Source organism: Acetobacter estunensis, assembly GCF_011516945.1.
Classification (GTDB): Bacteria; Pseudomonadota; Alphaproteobacteria; order Acetobacterales; family Acetobacteraceae; genus Acetobacter; species Acetobacter estunensis.
In genome coordinates, this window is the sequence record NZ_WOTH01000051.1 from 1 (window position 1) to 14,653 (window position 14,653).

General features: G+C 60.2%; 21 protein-coding genes. 4 read left to right on the forward strand and 17 right to left on the reverse strand.

Going from position 1 to position 14,653, the window contains the following annotated elements:
• Positions 1-81: 81 nt before the first annotated feature.
• Genes GOB87_RS14710 through GOB87_RS14720 form a run of 3 tightly spaced genes read right to left on the reverse strand, consistent with a single transcriptional unit; the run spans position 82 to position 2,131 of the window.
• Positions 82-273 carry a UvrD-helicase domain-containing protein gene (locus GOB87_RS14710; RefSeq protein WP_264805260.1) on the reverse strand — a complete coding sequence of 64 codons (192 nt, stop codon included), beginning with the start codon at positions 271-273 and terminating at the stop codon, positions 82-84.
• Complete coding sequence (locus tag GOB87_RS16875; protein WP_242006484.1) at positions 270-944, reverse strand: hypothetical protein; 675 nt, start codon at positions 942-944, stop codon at positions 270-272. The genes GOB87_RS14710 and GOB87_RS16875 overlap by 4 nt, the downstream gene beginning before the upstream one ends.
• Positions 941-2,131 (reverse strand): DUF3991 and toprim domain-containing protein, encoded by a 1,191-nt coding sequence (locus tag GOB87_RS14720; RefSeq protein ID WP_166318461.1) that lies wholly within the window; start codon positions 2,129-2,131, stop codon positions 941-943. The genes GOB87_RS16875 and GOB87_RS14720 overlap by 4 nt, the downstream gene beginning before the upstream one ends.
• A gap of 372 nt (positions 2,132-2,503) precedes the next feature.
• Here GOB87_RS14720 and GOB87_RS17230 point away from each other — a divergent pair, with 372 nt between their 5' ends.
• A complete protein-coding gene (locus GOB87_RS17230; RefSeq protein WP_242006485.1) occupies positions 2,504-2,830 on the forward strand; it encodes a hypothetical protein in 327 nt (108 codons plus the stop codon).
• Here GOB87_RS17230 and GOB87_RS14730 read toward each other — a convergent pair.
• The 4 genes from GOB87_RS14730 to ssb all read right to left on the reverse strand — a co-directional run bounded on the left by GOB87_RS14730 (position 2,789) and on the right by ssb (position 4,898).
• Positions 2,789-3,829 carry a Fic/DOC family protein gene (locus GOB87_RS14730; RefSeq protein WP_166318464.1) on the reverse strand — a complete coding sequence of 347 codons (1,041 nt, stop codon included), beginning with the start codon at positions 3,827-3,829 and terminating at the stop codon, positions 2,789-2,791. The genes GOB87_RS17230 and GOB87_RS14730 overlap by 42 nt on opposite strands.
• 12 nt (positions 3,830-3,841) lie before the next feature.
• The gene (locus GOB87_RS14735; RefSeq protein ID WP_146222787.1) at positions 3,842-4,051 is read right to left on the reverse strand and encodes an antitoxin VbhA family protein; all 210 of its coding nucleotides are present in this window, start codon (positions 4,049-4,051) and stop codon (positions 3,842-3,844) included.
• Between the two features lie 101 nt (positions 4,052-4,152).
• A complete protein-coding gene (locus GOB87_RS14740; protein ID WP_061274672.1) occupies positions 4,153-4,356 on the reverse strand; it encodes a hypothetical protein in 204 nt (67 codons plus the stop codon).
• A gap of 74 nt (positions 4,357-4,430) precedes the next feature.
• Positions 4,431-4,898: a single-stranded DNA-binding protein gene (gene ssb, locus GOB87_RS14745; protein ID WP_166318467.1), complete on the reverse strand. Its 468-nt coding sequence runs from the start codon at positions 4,896-4,898 to the stop codon at positions 4,431-4,433.
• A gap of 371 nt (positions 4,899-5,269) precedes the next feature.
• Here ssb and GOB87_RS14750 point away from each other — a divergent pair, with 371 nt between their 5' ends.
• Entirely contained in the window at positions 5,270-5,782 is a 513-nt protein-coding gene (locus GOB87_RS14750) for a hypothetical protein (RefSeq protein WP_166318470.1), read from the forward strand.
• Here the strand turns inward: GOB87_RS14750 and GOB87_RS14755 are convergent.
• From GOB87_RS14755 to GOB87_RS14800, 10 genes are all read right to left on the reverse strand, one after another.
• Positions 5,779-6,285 (reverse strand): hypothetical protein, encoded by a 507-nt coding sequence (locus GOB87_RS14755; RefSeq protein ID WP_166318473.1) that lies wholly within the window; start codon positions 6,283-6,285, stop codon positions 5,779-5,781. The two genes, GOB87_RS14750 and GOB87_RS14755, sit on opposite strands and share 4 nt — an antisense overlap.
• The gene (locus GOB87_RS14760; protein WP_166318476.1) at positions 6,282-6,671 is read right to left on the reverse strand and encodes a hypothetical protein; all 390 of its coding nucleotides are present in this window, start codon (positions 6,669-6,671) and stop codon (positions 6,282-6,284) included. Before GOB87_RS14760 ends, GOB87_RS14755 begins: the two co-directional genes overlap by 4 nt.
• Positions 6,668-7,060, reverse strand: a complete 393-nt coding sequence (locus GOB87_RS14765) for a hypothetical protein (protein WP_242006486.1) — start codon at positions 7,058-7,060, stop codon at positions 6,668-6,670. Before GOB87_RS14765 ends, GOB87_RS14760 begins: the two co-directional genes overlap by 4 nt.
• A gap of 41 nt (positions 7,061-7,101) precedes the next feature.
• Entirely contained in the window at positions 7,102-8,001 is a 900-nt protein-coding gene (locus GOB87_RS14770; RefSeq protein ID WP_166318479.1) for an ArdC family protein, read from the reverse strand.
• A gap of 72 nt (positions 8,002-8,073) precedes the next feature.
• Positions 8,074-8,235 carry a hypothetical protein gene (locus tag GOB87_RS14775; RefSeq protein ID WP_166318482.1) on the reverse strand — a complete coding sequence of 54 codons (162 nt, stop codon included), beginning with the start codon at positions 8,233-8,235 and terminating at the stop codon, positions 8,074-8,076.
• Between the two features lie 206 nt (positions 8,236-8,441).
• Positions 8,442-8,954, reverse strand: a complete 513-nt coding sequence (locus GOB87_RS14780) for a DUF3085 domain-containing protein (protein ID WP_166318485.1) — start codon at positions 8,952-8,954, stop codon at positions 8,442-8,444.
• A 104-nt stretch (positions 8,955-9,058) separates the two neighbouring features.
• Positions 9,059-9,361, reverse strand: a complete 303-nt coding sequence (locus GOB87_RS14785) for a DUF5983 family protein (protein ID WP_166318488.1) — start codon at positions 9,359-9,361, stop codon at positions 9,059-9,061.
• 332 nt (positions 9,362-9,693) lie between these two features.
• Positions 9,694-10,062 (reverse strand): DUF6915 family protein, encoded by a 369-nt coding sequence (locus tag GOB87_RS16885; RefSeq protein WP_082770824.1) that lies wholly within the window; start codon positions 10,060-10,062, stop codon positions 9,694-9,696.
• An 11-nt stretch (positions 10,063-10,073) separates the two neighbouring features.
• On the reverse strand, positions 10,074-10,490 hold the full coding sequence (locus GOB87_RS14795; protein ID WP_146891128.1) for a DUF6878 family protein: 417 nt from the start codon (positions 10,488-10,490) through the stop codon (positions 10,074-10,076).
• A 147-nt stretch (positions 10,491-10,637) separates the two neighbouring features.
• The gene (locus tag GOB87_RS14800) at positions 10,638-12,077 is read right to left on the reverse strand and encodes a chromosome partitioning protein ParB (protein WP_242006487.1); all 1,440 of its coding nucleotides are present in this window, start codon (positions 12,075-12,077) and stop codon (positions 10,638-10,640) included.
• Positions 12,078-12,177: 100 nt separating this feature from the next.
• Between GOB87_RS14800 and istA the strand changes: the two genes are divergently transcribed.
• Together istA and istB are read left to right on the forward strand one after the other, a co-directional pair.
• Positions 12,178-13,701: an IS21 family transposase gene (gene istA / locus GOB87_RS14805; RefSeq protein ID WP_035366403.1), complete on the forward strand. Its 1,524-nt coding sequence runs from the start codon at positions 12,178-12,180 to the stop codon at positions 13,699-13,701.
• Positions 13,691-14,470 carry an IS21-like element helper ATPase IstB gene (gene istB / locus GOB87_RS14810; protein ID WP_003630803.1) on the forward strand — a complete coding sequence of 260 codons (780 nt, stop codon included), beginning with the start codon at positions 13,691-13,693 and terminating at the stop codon, positions 14,468-14,470. Before istA ends, istB begins: the two co-directional genes overlap by 11 nt.
• Positions 14,471-14,653: the final 183 nt, after the last annotated feature.

Here is a 14,653-nt window from a genome sequence, read left to right on the forward strand (position 1 = left end):
TCTGCCTCCAGAGGCAAAATGCCGTTGTCATTCCAGATCAGACGCACAGGACACAGCTCTCAGAACAGAGAATAACACTCTTCAGACAAAATGTGAGAAATCCGCGTCGATGCGCGTCGCCACGCCGGCTGTCAGGGTTTTGGTCTTACCCGTGCCGGCACCGGCCAGGACCAGAACATGGCCGAGAGCCATGGCTGCGCGGCGCTGTTCCGCCGTCAGATCGTCAAGGATCGGCGCCAGGGCATACGGAACAGGAAGATCATCGGGTGTCATAGCTCTTCGATCCCTTCCGCCAGACAACCATGCGTTTCGGTGATCTCACCGGTCGAGAGCAGGAGCGTCGCCGGGTAGGAGAGATCCCAGGTCTCAAGCCCGCGCTCCCAGCGTCCGTCGATGACCAGACCGAGCGGACAGCCGACACGCTCATAAAGCCGGACAGCGGTCTGCGGGATCGGCGGATCCTCTTCGATCGGTGCATCGTTCCGACGCAGGTGACGGGTCCAGATCTCGGCAGCCGGGGCCGATCGGGCGAACACCTCGGCGAGGTCCGTCACGAAGGCCAGGCGTGCGACGCCGAGATCCGCGTAATGGGCAACAGTGGTCATGACAGTCTCCTGTGTCAGGTGATCCTGGAAACAGGATCGGTCAGCCGACAGGTCTGTGGCCCGCCAGCCGGCAATGACGATCACTTCGTGATCGTCGGTGAAGAGGACGATGCGCCCTTCCAGATCCCAGCCCTGAGGCAGGGAGGTGTCGCGTTCGCCGCCAATCACCACACCCCGGAATTCCGCTTTCCCGTCACCGATCTCGACAAAACAGTCAGGCTCGGCACATCCTTGCGGGCGATGCTTCTTCCAGATCGCACTGGCCTGAGCGTGACCGGGAAGGATGTCCAGAAGGCGTCTCCGCCAGCTCTCGGACGCGAAAGGTTCGAACCAGCTCATAGGGAAGCTCCTGGAGAAGAGGTCGCTGAGCGCGCTGTGGCAGGGGACGGCGCCCTGGCAGGTTCCGGGGCTGGCGCTGCCTGATGGCGCGCCGGGCTGTTCGCCCTGGCCTGATCCAGCCACGAGGAGGAAACGGCATCCGGCTGCGTTGCGGGCTTTGTGGTGATAGCGTCGGAGAGACGCGGCAGAGATCCGGCAGGGGCGGCTCCGCCCTGAGCCTCTTCTCCGCGCGCCCTCAGAGCTTTGTTCCAGTCGTCTCCCGGTGTCTTCGGAGAGATCCGTCCCGACCAGAGCCCGGCCTCCTGGGCCATGGCGGCCAGTTTCGCGGCATAGACGTGACCCTGATGGTCATTATCGACGGCGATGACCAGGCGGGCATCGGGCTGTTTCGCCACGGTCGCCATGACCTGTTTCAGATTGGCCTCACTCTCCGGGCTCATCCCGCCACCCGTCGAAGTGTAGAGCGATCCTTTTTTGAAACGATCCAGTGCGGCAAAGGACAGCGCATCAATGGCGGCTTCCGTGACCACAAGCCGCCGTGCGGGCTCCGTTCCCTCGTCCGCCCGAAATCCGAACAGACGCTTGCCGCCGCCGCCCGTTGAAAAACCCTTGTACTCGGGTCCGCGCATCTCCATGCCGGTGAACTGGCCGTCCGCGTCACGATGGCCGAACCAGGCAGTCCCGTTCGGGCCTTCCTTCAGCGCACCCTGACGTCCGGCCACCGCCACGATGCTGCCCGGCAGCCCGCGTTCTTCGGTGAGATACCGCCATGCCGGGGTGCCTTCCTGCGGCGCTGAACGACGGTCCCACAACTCAGCCGGGTCGCGGCGCGGCCTGTCACTTACGCCCTTGGTCCGCTCAGCGACTTCGAGTGTCGGGCTTTTACCGATCAGGTCGCGCAGTTCGCGCCGGACATGGCCGAGATTCTTCGACGGATCGAGATGCTGCACGAGTTTGAAAACGTCGCCCTTTCCGTCCCCTTTCGGATCCCACCAGCCCTTGCCGTCATGATTCACGATGATTGCCTCGTTTTCACGGCGGAATTTCAGGTTGCGGGCCGAGCGCTGCGCCGTGGCTTCGCGGTCCAGTCTGAAGCCGGCTTTTTCGAGCACAAGAACGCAGCTCACCTCACGACGAAGTTCTTCGAGTTCTTTCTGTTGTGCTTCTGCGGAATTTGCGTAAGCCATGGAAGAAATCCTTTCACGAATAGCTTCGGCTTTCTTGTAAAACTATACTACAACTCGAACGCAAGAGCGAGTATTAAGCACAATAAAACGCAGCAAAAACCGCACGAAAGCGGGATTTATTACTTGCATTGTCAATCTATACAGGATTTTTTCTTTCCGCCTGCCCGGCGGGGGTGCAGGGGGCAGCAAAGCCCCCTGCCTGCGCACCCAGCCCGCAACCGGCTGCACGACGGCACGCGACTGTTCAGGATCCGATCGGATTAAAGACGAACGAATAAACACGACGCGGGACACTCCTTCTGGAATGTTCCGCGTGCGCCCCCATCATGCGACTAACGAGAAAAAACTGAACTTAGAGACACGGAGCGCCCGATGCGTCCCGGCTCTGCAGCATCACCGGTCAAGGTGACGCTGCAGTTCCTCAAAATGTTCATTCATGGTCAGTTCGCCCTGGATGAACCGCGTGTTGATCCGTTCGATCTCCGCATCGAGTATCACGCCTTCAAGCCGACAACTTCCTCGCGCGTAATCGACCGCTTCCTGTCGCTGACGGCGTTCTTCCGCAGTAATGGAAGGCCGCGACTGGTCATTATTCCCGCATTCTTCCATTTTTATATTCCTCTACCTGCTGGTCTGACTTCGGGTCAGCGTCCCAATTCAGGGAGAGGGATCGCCCGATGGATCATGCCGCCTGACTGATGCCGGGGTTTCGTCACTGACTGGCTCGCTGCCAGGTTTCTTCTGGCGATCGCCATAAGCCTTCGCCCGATCGAGCCAGTCCGGTGCCGTGGCCTTTGGTTCATAAGAACCGGAGCGCCCGGTCAATGCGGTCGCCAGGGATGAAAAACTGCGGCTGGCAGGCGTTTCTCCCGCAGCACGGAAACTGACCTGATCCCCCGATCTGAGACCGTCGGCATGGCTTCCGAGATCCGCGAGATTGCCGATGTAAACGCGGTCGCCTGAACCCATCATGAAATTATCACCCGAGCGTCCGGCGAATTTCCCATCATAGGCCTGACCGGGCGTCGTTGTGGCGATATAACGCTCATTCCAACTGAAATCAGAGTCATCCCGGAATGCCTTTTCGAGAAACCGGGTTGCCTTCACCAGAGCCTTATGACGGGTTGAATCCAGAAGTTCATCGAACATCCTGATCGCCGGCATGTGATCGCCCTTCATACCGGCGATTGAGACGACGGCCATCCGCTCCTGCGAAATACCCTCGAAATCCAGGGTATGCCCTGCCTCGCGGGCAAAAGCCTCCCAGACGATCCGCTGCGTCCGTCCGTTTCCCTCACGAAATGGATGAATATGGTTCAGCTCGTTGAAAGGAACGGCAAGCTGTTCCGCAAATTCCATCCGCGATAACCCTCGCAGATTGTCTTTTTCCGCCAGCCGTTCAAACAGTTTCCTGCCTTCCTGTTCAATCCGCTCAGGAGCGAGAAAGCCGCTCATGTCCCGGACCAGAAGTGTTGTTCGCGGCTGTCCGGCCCAGCTGTATACATCCTGGAACAGGTGGTAATGTATCGCTTTTATCAGAGGAAAGCCCTGCAATGCGGGGAGTCCACGTTCATGCAGTTCTGCTTCCCGTGAAGCAGTCAGAAATTTTTCCAGCCGATCAAGTGCCTCTGGATCATGCTGGATCCCTTGCACATTCTCTAATGTCTCGCCATCGCTCTGGAGATAGGGATCGCCCATGTCTCAGGAAAATCAGGCGGCTTCCGACCTTTTCTTCACGGATCGGCCGGTAATCGCCTCTATAACCTGCCGTCGTGCTTCGTCGCCGGAAATCTCGCCGCGAGCGTAGGCATCGAGCACAGGGGCATCACGAGGGTCTTCGCGTAGTCCTTCAATCAGATTGTTTACGCGCGCCTTATGTACTGCTCGTGTCCGGACGGCGATCTGCTCAGGTGTTAACATGGACGTGGCTCCCTCATCGGCAGTCGGAACAGTATCATACCCTGACGATTTTCGCACACTTTCGCGCTTTTCCAGACGTCATTTCTGGTCGCCCTTTGCCCTTACCGCGCGCTGTCGAGAAGCTTCTCCCGGGCGATCCTGCGCATCTCCAGGGCGCAACGCCGGAATTCGGCCCGCTGCCGGGCCGAAAGCTGCGGCAGATGACAGAGCTGGTCGAGGCCCGAGGCCGCAGCCTCATGATTCCGCGCATAGGCGCGGGCCTGTCCGCGAGGAGCGGTCAGGCGCCTGATAAAAACGCTGCACATGGTGCTGACTCCGCACAGGGATTCCGGATGAAGTGCGCCATTCCGGGCCGTCTCCGGCCCGAAAAAAGCCCGACTCAAAACGGTATTTCGTCATCCAGATCCGATCCGCCGGGCGTGTTCGCAGCAGAACGCGGCGCCGCGCTTCGCGATGGCCGGTCATCGTCAAAGCGGCCTTCTCCGGTGTTCCGGCCATTGCCCAGCACCTTTATGTTTCCGTCAAAGCGATCGATAATTACCTCGGTCGTGTAACGATCCTGTCCCTGCTGGTCAGTCCATTTCCGCGTTTCCAGATGGCCCTCGACATAGACGAGCGTGCCCTTCTGACAGCGACGTTCAATCACGCTCGAGAGGTGGTCGTTGAAGCACACAACACGGTGCCATTGCGTTTTTTCTCTCCGCTCGCCCGTATTGCGGTCGTTCCATGATTCGCTCGTTGCTACGGCGATATTTGCGATTTTCCCGTCGCCTTCCCTGCGTGCCGCGAGTTCCGGATCCCGACCGAGATTGCCGACGAGGATGACGCGATTGACTGACTGGCTCATGACCTGATTTCCTTTTCTTTCCTTCCAGTTCCTCTCCGGCCTCTGCCGGGTCTCTGACCTGGTGCGGTCGCGCGGAAGCGGGCATCAGGCGGCGGGCGCAACCCCTCGGGGCGGCAGTGGTGCGGAAGCCGCCTGCGGCTTCACGGTGCCGTCCCGACCGAAGGCCTGGGGGTTGCGCCCGACGACGACCGCTTCAGACCGCAAAAACCAGGGCAGAGACCCGGCAGTGCCGGCGATCCCCTTTCCTCTTCTTCCTGATTTTTGATATTTCAGCGTTCTGACGACTGTTTTTTGCGTTTTCGCCGCTGTTTTCGCTTGTACAGCCCGATTCCGCGTACTAGGCTCTCCTGACGAGACAGCGGGAGTTCAACATGGCGGTGATTACTGTCCTGGACGGCCACATCACCCTGAAAGCCGATTTTCATCCGGAGCTGGCCACACAGGCGCGGCGTTACCGGGGACGCTTTGTGGGGAAAGAGACCGGCTGGTCCTTCAGGCATGAGCACGAGGAAGCGGTGCGGAATGTCTGCCGCACACTCTACGGCGTGGATGGCACACCGGAAGCGTGGGCCGATCGCTGCAACGTGCAGATCGAGGTCAACGAGCAGAACATCCGCACACCGTTGTGGCGACAGTTCAACGCCGACATTTATGTCGCCGGTCGGCACGTAGCCGGTGTCTTCGGCCCGCGTCAGCTTCTCCGGACAGGCAAGGGCGTGAAGTTCCTGCGCGGCGGTCCGTGCTGTGCCCTTCAGCACGGCGCATATGAGATGGACGTGCCGTCCGGCACCCTGCTTGAAATCCGCAACTATCCCCGGGCGGCACTCGACTTTCTGGCCCGGTGTCTCGAAGGCCACGGTTCATGGACCGTGGCGCGGGGCTAGAACAGCCCCAGCTGCACGGCTGGCGCGGCCACGACCGGGGATACCGACGCCACGCCGTGCTTCGCCATCAGGCGGGCCAGTTCCGCCTTCTCGCGCGCATTCTGATCTTCCCGGGCACGGCTGGCCCATGCCTCGACCAGAAGGTTCTCACGGACACGCTGGCCGATTTCCCGCTCCACGTCCGACCAGACAAAGCCGGGATCTCCCCAGCAGGGATGTCGCACAATCTGGTCAAGGAAATCCCGTCGTGTCGCGGCGCTGTCGAACCATGTCTGAGCGAAGCCGTGCCGGTCATAATGAGCAATGAAGCCGAACATATTGCTCAGACGCTCATACGGGGACGCCGTGAATTTCTCGGCAGGCATTCCCTCGGCGATGAACCGCAGCATGGCGTTACCCAGCTTCGCTTTTTCCTCGACCGTCGCCCATCTGGTCGGCTTCAGGAAAGCCGGATCGAGCGGCGGCGTGCGGATCCGCTCGCACAGGATCGGTGCGGGGGTCATGCGACCAGGCTCCGGTTCCGATACCCGTTATGGAACCGGCTGACATCGGGCAGGCCGGGATACCGCCCTTCTCCCATGCCTTCCTCGTCCATATGCTCCAGATAGCGCACAGCCATTGTCACGCGGCGACCACTGGCAAGGCTGCGCAGTATCGCCAGATCCGAGCGCCGACGAATATAACGGTCCTCCCAGAACCCTGTAACAGGATTCCGCACGGCCGCGCCCATCTTCCCATTGAGAAAGCTCTCCACGATCCACGGCGTTGTCCGCCACGGGCGGCCGGAAACAGGAGCCGGGAGCCGGAAAATCGAGCCACTGGCCACGGTTCCGACGCGAAGCGGATTGTCGCCGCCCTGGAACGGCGACGTGTAATACTGACGGATCATTCCGCTTCTCCTTTTGTCTCAGAGCCTTTGTCCACGCCGGACGCAGGACCGTTCAGGGCAAGCGCCTCGGCAGCGTCGCTCTCCACGGTCACGATCCATTTGTCCGTTCCGAGCGCACCGCTGCGATACGCGGTATCGAACCCACGCGGTTTGCGGTCGCCCCGGCGGATATGCACGCCGATGGAGAACGACCGCCCGGGATGGTCAGTGGCGATCCTGTCGCCATAAAGCGTCACCGCCTTCGTGAGATCTGCCAGCGTACGGGCTTCGGTCATTCCCCGGTTTCCGAGGTGATCCATGGGCAGAGCGACCAGCACTTTGCCGGTGCCGGAAAGCCTGCGCACGGCAGGGGTCGCGATCAGAGCAAAGACAGGCGTGACAGACTCCATCTGTAAAACACCCTTTTCGGGCATGTATTTTTCGGAAACTCTCAGGCAGCGTCCGCCACGTCCCCGATGGGCTGACGGCGCGTCGATGTGTTGAAAATGTATTCGGCGGCGGCCGACGCGGCGCTTGCTGCGGTGAAAATCGCGCGTTTGTCCGCCTTCAGAAGGTCCAGCCAGCTTCCAATGTAATCCGAGTGACGGACGGTCGGCTCGATCTGCAGTTCCGCGCACACGAACGCTGACACCATCTCCGCGACCAGTTCCTCGGCGGCATAGGCGCGGTCTCCGAACCGTTTTCCGAATGTGCGGGCCAGCCGTTTTTCCGAGCCCGTCCAGTGTCCGATCTCGTGGAAGACCGTGCGATACCAATCGATTTGTGCAAAATAGGACTGCTGGGGCGGGACACGGATATAGTCCGGCTCAGGCGCGTAAAACGCCTTATCGCCTCCCACCCGGATGTCTGCCCCGGTGTCGCGCATCAGCGCTTCAGCCTGCGGCACAATCTCGCGCTCGGGCAACGGTGTGGGCGCCGCCCCCACGCCTTCCGGCAGGTTCTCGCACTGGTCCACATTGAACACCGTAAACCGCTTCAGGAACGGAATCGTCCGGGGATCGTCGGACCCTGCTTCCGACTTCGGCGTGAAACGGTCGGCGTAGAAAACCGTCGTTCCTTTCTCTCCTTTTCTGACATTTCCGCCCTCGGCCAGCGCCTGCCGGAACGTCAGCCATTTCTGCGTGGAGAAGCCCTGCATCTCCACCGAACCCCACAACATCAGAATATTGATTCCGGAATAGGCACGGCCCGTCGTCGCGTTCCGGGGCAGGGCGACGCCGCAGTTCGAGCGGCCCCACGGGCACACCCACGACACGGTGCCATTCTCAAGCTCGCGGATGATCCGGTCTGTCACGGTCTGATGGATGTCGGTGCGTTCGGTTCTGGCCATGATCTGTCTCCAAAAAATGCAAAAGCCGCCCCAAAGGACGGCCATTCTCTGCTGCAGATGGGCGGACGGGTTTCACCCGAGATCGAGCACCCCGGTCGTGGGATCCAGGAACAGGTCCGGAAGCACGAGAGCGACGACCAGGGCGAGCGTCCAGAGGAGCACGAGCGCGAGAAACCTGATGATTTCCACCGCGGGATGGGGTTGGGGTGGAGACACGGTGCGGTCCTGAGCCATTGTCCAGATCCTTTTTTCTGGCGTTTCTGACCCTTTCCGGCGACCGCAGGGCAGACTGACGGGCAAGGGCGCCGCGCAGCGGCGGGATCGGCCTGGCCCGCAGCGAAGCGAGGACACATGCCGACCCACCCCTTGCGCGGCAGGCTGAACTGTGGTGCCGATCCCCGTTTCCTTCCCTTCCTTTCCTGGGTTTTCCCCTTCTTTTCTTATCGCGAAGGCCCCTTCCCTTTCGTGCGTGACGGGCCGGCGCGGGGCTTTTTTGACGGTGCAAGGAAGGGGCATCGGATCTGTGTCGGGGACACGTCGATCCAGAAGCGACCGCGCGCGGTCGCCTCAAGCGCCTTGCGGATAGTCTCGGCAGACAGGAATTCCGCGCCATCGTCCCCGCCAAAAGACGCACGTTTCACGTCATACCAGTCCTCGGGAGAGGCTTGCGGATCCGCCTCTCTGGCGTAGGCGACAAGGTTCACCTCACCGTTGTCGCCAGGGAGGCCCGGATGACCATTCGACATCAGATAGATCCCCTGGTCGCCCACCAGCATGAGACCAGCAGGGATCTTCGTCCGGTCAATATCCTCGTATGCGGGATGTCGGGTCTTCACCCCGGGCCGGAGACACGCGGGATCATAGAGCTGATCCAGCGTTGGCGTATGTTCGCTCGCGGCGTCGGCGTGGGCGAGCAGCCGCGTCACCAGGGCATGGTCGAAATGCAGTTTCATAATCGTCTTCCTTCTGTGTTCCTCCTGTGAGGACACAAAAAAAAAGCGGGACGCTCTCGTGTCCAGCCCTTTCGTATTACAGGCCATGGTCTTGGTATTGCCGGTCATTCGTCTTCATCATCAAAGAACTGGTACGCCTCTTCTACCGCACCGTCTGAATCAAACATGACGTAATCACATCCGTTACTTGCCGCATCTTCAAGAATTCGGCGAAGGCTGACAGAACCCGGCCAGTCCGGCGAACAGCGGCGTTCACCCACCCACACGAACCAGCCATGAGGACCGGAGAGACAGGACAGGCCGGTTGCACCGCCTGATTGTGCATAAGCCTCCAGCAACTCCCGATCTGACTTCGGCAGATGGCCGGTGCTGAGATCCATGAAACGTCTGATATGGGCATTCATCATGGAACTGTGCCTTTCTGTTCACGTCGCACTTTCGGGCGGACGGAAAAAAGAGGTGGTCAGGCAGACTGCGATACCGCTATAATTGTGTTGCTGCTTGACGGGATTTGAAACAGGTGTGGCCAAAATGGACACACCTGGAACCGGGGTAGGCTTCGCTAAAAATCAGTCCGTTAGGCGGCGCTTTCGGAAGTCATGTTTCATAGACGTTCCATATCGCTGAAACGTATCAGGATGGCTCTCGCCGCAGGGTGCCCGGTAGCTGAAGAGACTCTCCTCAGCGACCGACTGGCGCATGAAGCTTGTAATCAGCCTCTGTGCTTTCCCGGTATTTTCTATTTTGTGTGGTTATTTGCCCACTCTTCTGCGAGATGAGCTAACGATTGCGGATTACCCATCCAGCGCTCGGGTCTGATGGATCGCGCCCAGTCAGCAAAAGAAGGAATTCGCCCGTGATCTTCGAGAACGTGTTGCTCGGCAATCAGCCTGACAGGAACAATTCTGCCGTCTGAATTCGTAATCACGACGCCGAACTGTGCCTCGCAGGCGAAACATCCCTCTGCATGATGACGAAGCGCCCTATGCCGCATGTCGCCGATAAGCACCTTCGACCAGTCAAACCAGTCGTGAATGGGTTGGTAATCCTCTGGTCGACCACCCCATTTTCGGACGGAAGAGAGAGCGTGATGATATGGATGTGCCACGGCAGACCTCGTCAATAGAGGGATGTCGAATAGTTACGTTCGACGACGTAATCATAATGTTCAAGGGTAATCACCCTGGTCTCCACATCCCAGGTTACTTCGCCTCCTCCACCTTCGTTGTTTTCCCAGCCGCCGTGATCAATGGCGACTATTCCCATAGAGGTATTTTCGATGACTTCTTTGATCTGAACTGTTTTTTTCTCGGGAGTATTATTCCCCCACACGAGATCCTGGACAACCACCTCTTTCTCAACGGAGCAGTCTGCTGGCAGGATACTGAAATCCTCAATTCCCCCGCTGTCACCGCTACCTTCGTACACAACGGTTACACTTGTAACGCCAAGTTCCTGAAGGGCGTCGAACACGACTTCCCGATTTTCGGAAATCACCTTTCTTTCGGCTTTTTCGTAGTCCTGGTAAGAAGACATAATAACCTCACAGGTTTTATTTGGTGTATCATGTGTGTTTCGCAAGCATCTCGTAAGCAGTAGCCAGACCGACCATCTTCTTCATTTCCAAGACCCGCGCGAGCCTGCCTGCCGTCCAGATGCGACTGAAGAGTCTTTCCTTGGGGTTCACCGGATCGCGATGAACTCGACATGTGATCTCAGGAACTCATCCGGCGTCTGCGGCGGTGGATGCGGGTTCTCCTCCTCCTCGTCGTCAGGATCACCCTCCCCTTCCTCTTCTGCCGCGCGCCGCGAAGGCCCGACCTCATCATCGTCCTGAGCAATCTCCTGCTCAGGTTCGGCCGTCTCCGCAACAGCCATCGCACTGCCATCCGTGACTGCGTCGTCGCCGTGCTCCGTTTCGTCTTCATCGGCGTCCTCCAGATCGTCGTCGCTGGCTTCGGGTGGCGGTGGACTGAGGGCTTCCTGAAACGAGGCGTTCAGCTTCGCGACATCGAGCCCGAACCGGGCCTCGGGATGGACCCAGACCCCCTGCCCCACCCGGTCCATCAGCGCTTTGCGCATCTCCTTGCCCGTGTTGCGCGGCAGAATGCCCTCGGCCTGAACCACCTTCGTGATGCCCGGCTTGCTGAGCGTCTTCAGGAAGTCCTCATCGGCCATGGTGGGGAGCCGGGCGTCGGCATTGACGATATGGCCGACCAGCACGCTCCATTCGCCGCTGTTCGTGCTATTCTTCTCGCAGGAGAGCACGGCTTTCAGCACGCGGATCGCCGCCCCGCGCAACAGGGTCTCGTCCAGCGCCAGTTCCCCGTCCTGAAACAGTCCGGCAGCCGCTACCAGCCTCTGCGAGGGCCGACGCTGCGGATACCACGCGCCCGCATCTCCATCGACCCGGACGTTCTGCGCGTTGAAGGCCGCGATCATCAGTCCGACCAGCGTCCACGGGTCGGCGCCCTCCTGCATCCCGTCCAGCGCCGCGTGCAGGGCCTGTGTCCGGAAGCTGCCGATCATGTCATGTCCGCGCCCGGAAATATCCGCCCGCTCCTTCGGCACGTCGGGCAGAGAGTCAATCACGGCGGACGGCGTGATCCGGTTCGCGGCCGGGCTGTCGGCGAGAATGCACCAGCCACTTTCGACCTTCAGCCTGTGATTGAGCCAGAAGCACTTCGTCGCCCCTTCCCGCTCCCAGTAAATCCGGGCGCTTCCATCCTCGAACAGGGGCTCGCCATCCTCGTCGCTCTGCACGATCACCGCGTCTTCGGGTGTGCTCTGGCTCAGCCACTGGCGCTGCGCCTTCTCATAGGCGATCCCGTCCTCGGTGTAGCGGCCGTCCTTGCCAGCCTCACCGAACAGATCCTCCTGCCAGACGATCCTGCAGCTTTTCGCGATGGCATCGTCAAAGGACGCATCGGCCGCGTAAAAACGATCCTGTCGCAGCGCCGAGGCAATCCGGCTCCAGTCGGGCTCGGCCGCTCCCGGCTGCCACGATCCGTCCGGCAGCCGCACCCGGTCTCCCTCGCAGGCCTCGACGTCTTCCGGGGGCTCCGTGCCGACCGGAAACCCGAAATAGCCCCAGACCTGTTCCTGCAGACTGTTGATTTTCACTGAGAACTGACCCGGGTAGGGCGGAAATTTTCATCGAGATTTGACCCATGCCTTCACACTCCCCGGCATCATTTGCTGGGGGGTTTTTGGAGTGATTGACATGGAGCTTCTGAGTGTGATCCGCCGGTGGCATCGCCGGGATCATCTTCCGATCCGCGAGATCGAACGCCGGACGGGATTGTCACGCAATACGATCCGGAAATATCTCCGGGCAGAGAGCATTGAACCGCGGTTCCAGGTTCCCGAACGTCCCAGCCGACTGGACCCGTTTGCTGACAAATTGAGGGGATGGCTGGTTCTGGAAGCCGCCCGATCCCGCAAGAACCGGCGCACGGCGCGACGGTTGTATGAAGACCTTGTGGCACTGGGTTATGATGGATCCTACGGACGGGTGGCTGCTTTCATCCGGCAGTGGAAACACGAACAGCACCAGGCACGCCAGACAACGGGCCGGGGTGTTTTCGTGCCCCTGTGCTTCCAGCCCGGGGAAGCCTTCCAGTTTGACTGGGGCGAGGACTGGGCGGTGATTGCCGACCGTCGCGTCAAGCTGCAGGTTGCCCACACCAAACTGTCCTTCAGCCGGGCCTTCATACTCAGGGCCTATCCCCTACAGACCCACGAGATGCTTTTTGATGCGCTTACCGAGGCCTTCCGCGTGCTCGGTGGCGTGCCGCGGCGGGGTATTTTTGATAACATGAAGACGGCCGTGGACCGGATTGGGTCGGGCAAGGCGCGTCAGGTCAACCTGCGCTTCATGGCCCTGGCCAGCCATTACCTGTTCGAGCCGACCTTCTGCAATCCGGCAGCCGGATGGGAGAAAGGGCAGATCGAGAAGACCGTGCAGGATGCCCGGCGCCAGATCTGGCAGGATTTGCCCGCCTTTCCCGATCTGGGGGCGCTGAATGCCTGGCTGGAAGCCCGCTGCCTGGACCGTTGGGAACGGCTGCGGCATGCTGGATTGCCGTGTAGCGTCTCCGAGGTCCATGCAAGCGAACGTCCCCACCTCATGGTGCCGGGGCGTCCCTTTGACGGGTTTGTCGAACAGACCAAGCGCGTCTCACCAACCTGCCTGATCCAGTTCGAAGGCAACCGCTACAGCGTGCCGGCCTCCTTTGCCAATCGTCCGGTCAGCCTGCGGGTTTATCCTGACAAGCTGCGCATTATCGCCGAAGGGCAGGTTCTGTGCGTGCATGACCGGATCATCACGCGTTCGCATGGTGTGCCAGGCCGCACGGTTTATGACTGGCGGCATTATCTGGCGGTCATCCAGCGCAAACCGGGCGCCCTGCGCAATGGCGCACCGTTTACCGAATTGCCAGCCGCCTTCCGGACCCTGCAGGATCAACTGCTCAGGCGGCCTGGAGGCGACCGGGAAATGGCTGAAATCCTGGCCCTGGTGCTGCAGCATGATGAGCAGGCCGTCCTCTGCGCGGTTGAACTGGCTCTTGAAGATGGCGTGGCGACCAAGACCCATGTTCTCAATACGCTGCATCGCCTGATTGATGCCAAAAGAACCGTGGTTCTCCGGCTTGATGCTCCACAGGCCCTGGTGCTCGAACACGAACCGTGCGCCGATACAGGGCGCTATGACATCCTGCGTGGGGACAGTCGCCATGCGTCATGATCCTGCCGCCGCCTCACTTGTCGTCATGCTCCGTGGACTGCGGATGTATGGCATGGCCCAGGCCACGGCTGACCTCATTGAGCAGGGCGCGCCCGCCTTCGGGGCGGCCATCCCCATTCTCTCGCAGCTTCTGAAGGCGGAACTGGCCGAACGCGAAGTGCGCTCCATCGCCTACCAGACAAAGACAGCCCGGTTCCCCGCCTACAAGGACCTGTCTGGGTTCTCCTTTGCCGACACCCAGGTCAACGAGCCCATGGTCCGCCAGCTTCATGGCGGGGACTTCATCGAGCGTGCCGAAAATGTCGTGCTGATCGGCGGCCCGGGAACCGGGAAAACCCACCTGGCGACCGCCCTGGCCATCCAGGCGATTACCCATCACCGCAAGAAGGCGCGCTTCTGGTCAACGGTCGACCTGGTCAATGCTCTTGAACAGGAGAAGACTGCCAATCGGGCCGGGCAGATTGCCGACAGGCTGCTCCGCCTGGATCTCGTGATCCTTGATGAACTCGGTTATCTCCCCTTCAGCGCGTCTGGGGGCGCCCTGCTGTTCCATCTGCTCAGCCGCCTCTATGAGCGCACCAGTGTCATCATCACAACCAATCTGAGCTTCAGTGAATGGGGAGACGTCTTTGGTGACCCGAAGATGACGACGGCGCTCCTCGATCGGCTGACCCATCACTGTCATATCCTCGAGACAGGAAATGACAGCTACAGGTTCCGCGCCAGCACCGCCGCGTCAAAAAACAGGAAGGATAAATCCTCTTCTTGACCGCCCGCCCGACTATGCCTGAAATAGCATCTGGCTGGGTCAATTCCTGATGAAAAACCCGGGTCAGTTCTCGGTTCTTCCGCACTTTTCGTGATGATGTTTTTTGATTATGCGGGCTGAAGGACACGCGCCCTGAGGAGTTCGAAGCCTGCTCTTCCGAACATGGTTCGCTTGATCATTTTC

Bases quoted from the DNA above. Each gene is read 5' to 3' on its own strand.
- GOB87_RS14775 (WP_166318482.1), bottom strand. From the start codon at position 8,235: ATGGCTCAGGACCGCACCGTGTCTCCACCCCAACCCCATCCCGCGGTG.
- GOB87_RS14765 (WP_242006486.1), bottom strand. From the start codon at position 7,060: ATGGAGTCTGTCACGCCTGTCTTTGCTCTGATCGCGACCCCTGCCGTG.
- GOB87_RS14740 (WP_061274672.1), bottom strand. From the start codon at position 4,356: ATGTGCAGCGTTTTTATCAGGCGCCTGACCGCTCCTCGCGGACAGGCC.
- GOB87_RS14785 (WP_166318488.1), bottom strand. From the start codon at position 9,361: ATGATGAATGCCCATATCAGACGTTTCATGGATCTCAGCACCGGCCAT.
- GOB87_RS14755 (WP_166318473.1), bottom strand. From the start codon at position 6,285: ATGACCCCCGCACCGATCCTGTGCGAGCGGATCCGCACGCCGCCGCTC.
- GOB87_RS14780 (WP_166318485.1), bottom strand. From the start codon at position 8,954: ATGAAACTGCATTTCGACCATGCCCTGGTGACGCGGCTGCTCGCCCAC.
- GOB87_RS14720 (WP_166318461.1), bottom strand. From the start codon at position 2,131: ATGGCTTACGCAAATTCCGCAGAAGCACAACAGAAAGAACTCGAAGAA.
- GOB87_RS14795 (WP_146891128.1), bottom strand. From the start codon at position 10,490: ATGTCTTCTTACCAGGACTACGAAAAAGCCGAAAGAAAGGTGATTTCC.
- GOB87_RS14730 (WP_166318464.1), bottom strand. From the start codon at position 3,829: ATGGGCGATCCCTATCTCCAGAGCGATGGCGAGACATTAGAGAATGTG.
- ssb (WP_166318467.1), bottom strand. From the start codon at position 4,898: ATGAGCCAGTCAGTCAATCGCGTCATCCTCGTCGGCAATCTCGGTCGG.
- GOB87_RS16875 (WP_242006484.1), bottom strand. From the start codon at position 944: ATGAGCTGGTTCGAACCTTTCGCGTCCGAGAGCTGGCGGAGACGCCTT.
- GOB87_RS14735 (WP_146222787.1), bottom strand. From the start codon at position 4,051: ATGTTAACACCTGAGCAGATCGCCGTCCGGACACGAGCAGTACATAAG.
- GOB87_RS14770 (WP_166318479.1), bottom strand. From the start codon at position 8,001: ATGGCCAGAACCGAACGCACCGACATCCATCAGACCGTGACAGACCGG.
- GOB87_RS14750 (WP_166318470.1), top strand. From the start codon at position 5,270: ATGGCGGTGATTACTGTCCTGGACGGCCACATCACCCTGAAAGCCGAT.
- GOB87_RS17230 (WP_242006485.1), top strand. From the start codon at position 2,504: ATGCGTCCCGGCTCTGCAGCATCACCGGTCAAGGTGACGCTGCAGTTC.
- istA (WP_035366403.1), top strand. From the start codon at position 12,178: ATGGAGCTTCTGAGTGTGATCCGCCGGTGGCATCGCCGGGATCATCTT.
- GOB87_RS14760 (WP_166318476.1), bottom strand. From the start codon at position 6,671: ATGATCCGTCAGTATTACACGTCGCCGTTCCAGGGCGGCGACAATCCG.
- istB (WP_003630803.1), top strand. From the start codon at position 13,691: ATGCGTCATGATCCTGCCGCCGCCTCACTTGTCGTCATGCTCCGTGGA.
- GOB87_RS14710 (WP_264805260.1), bottom strand. From the start codon at position 273: ATGACACCCGATGATCTTCCTGTTCCGTATGCCCTGGCGCCGATCCTT.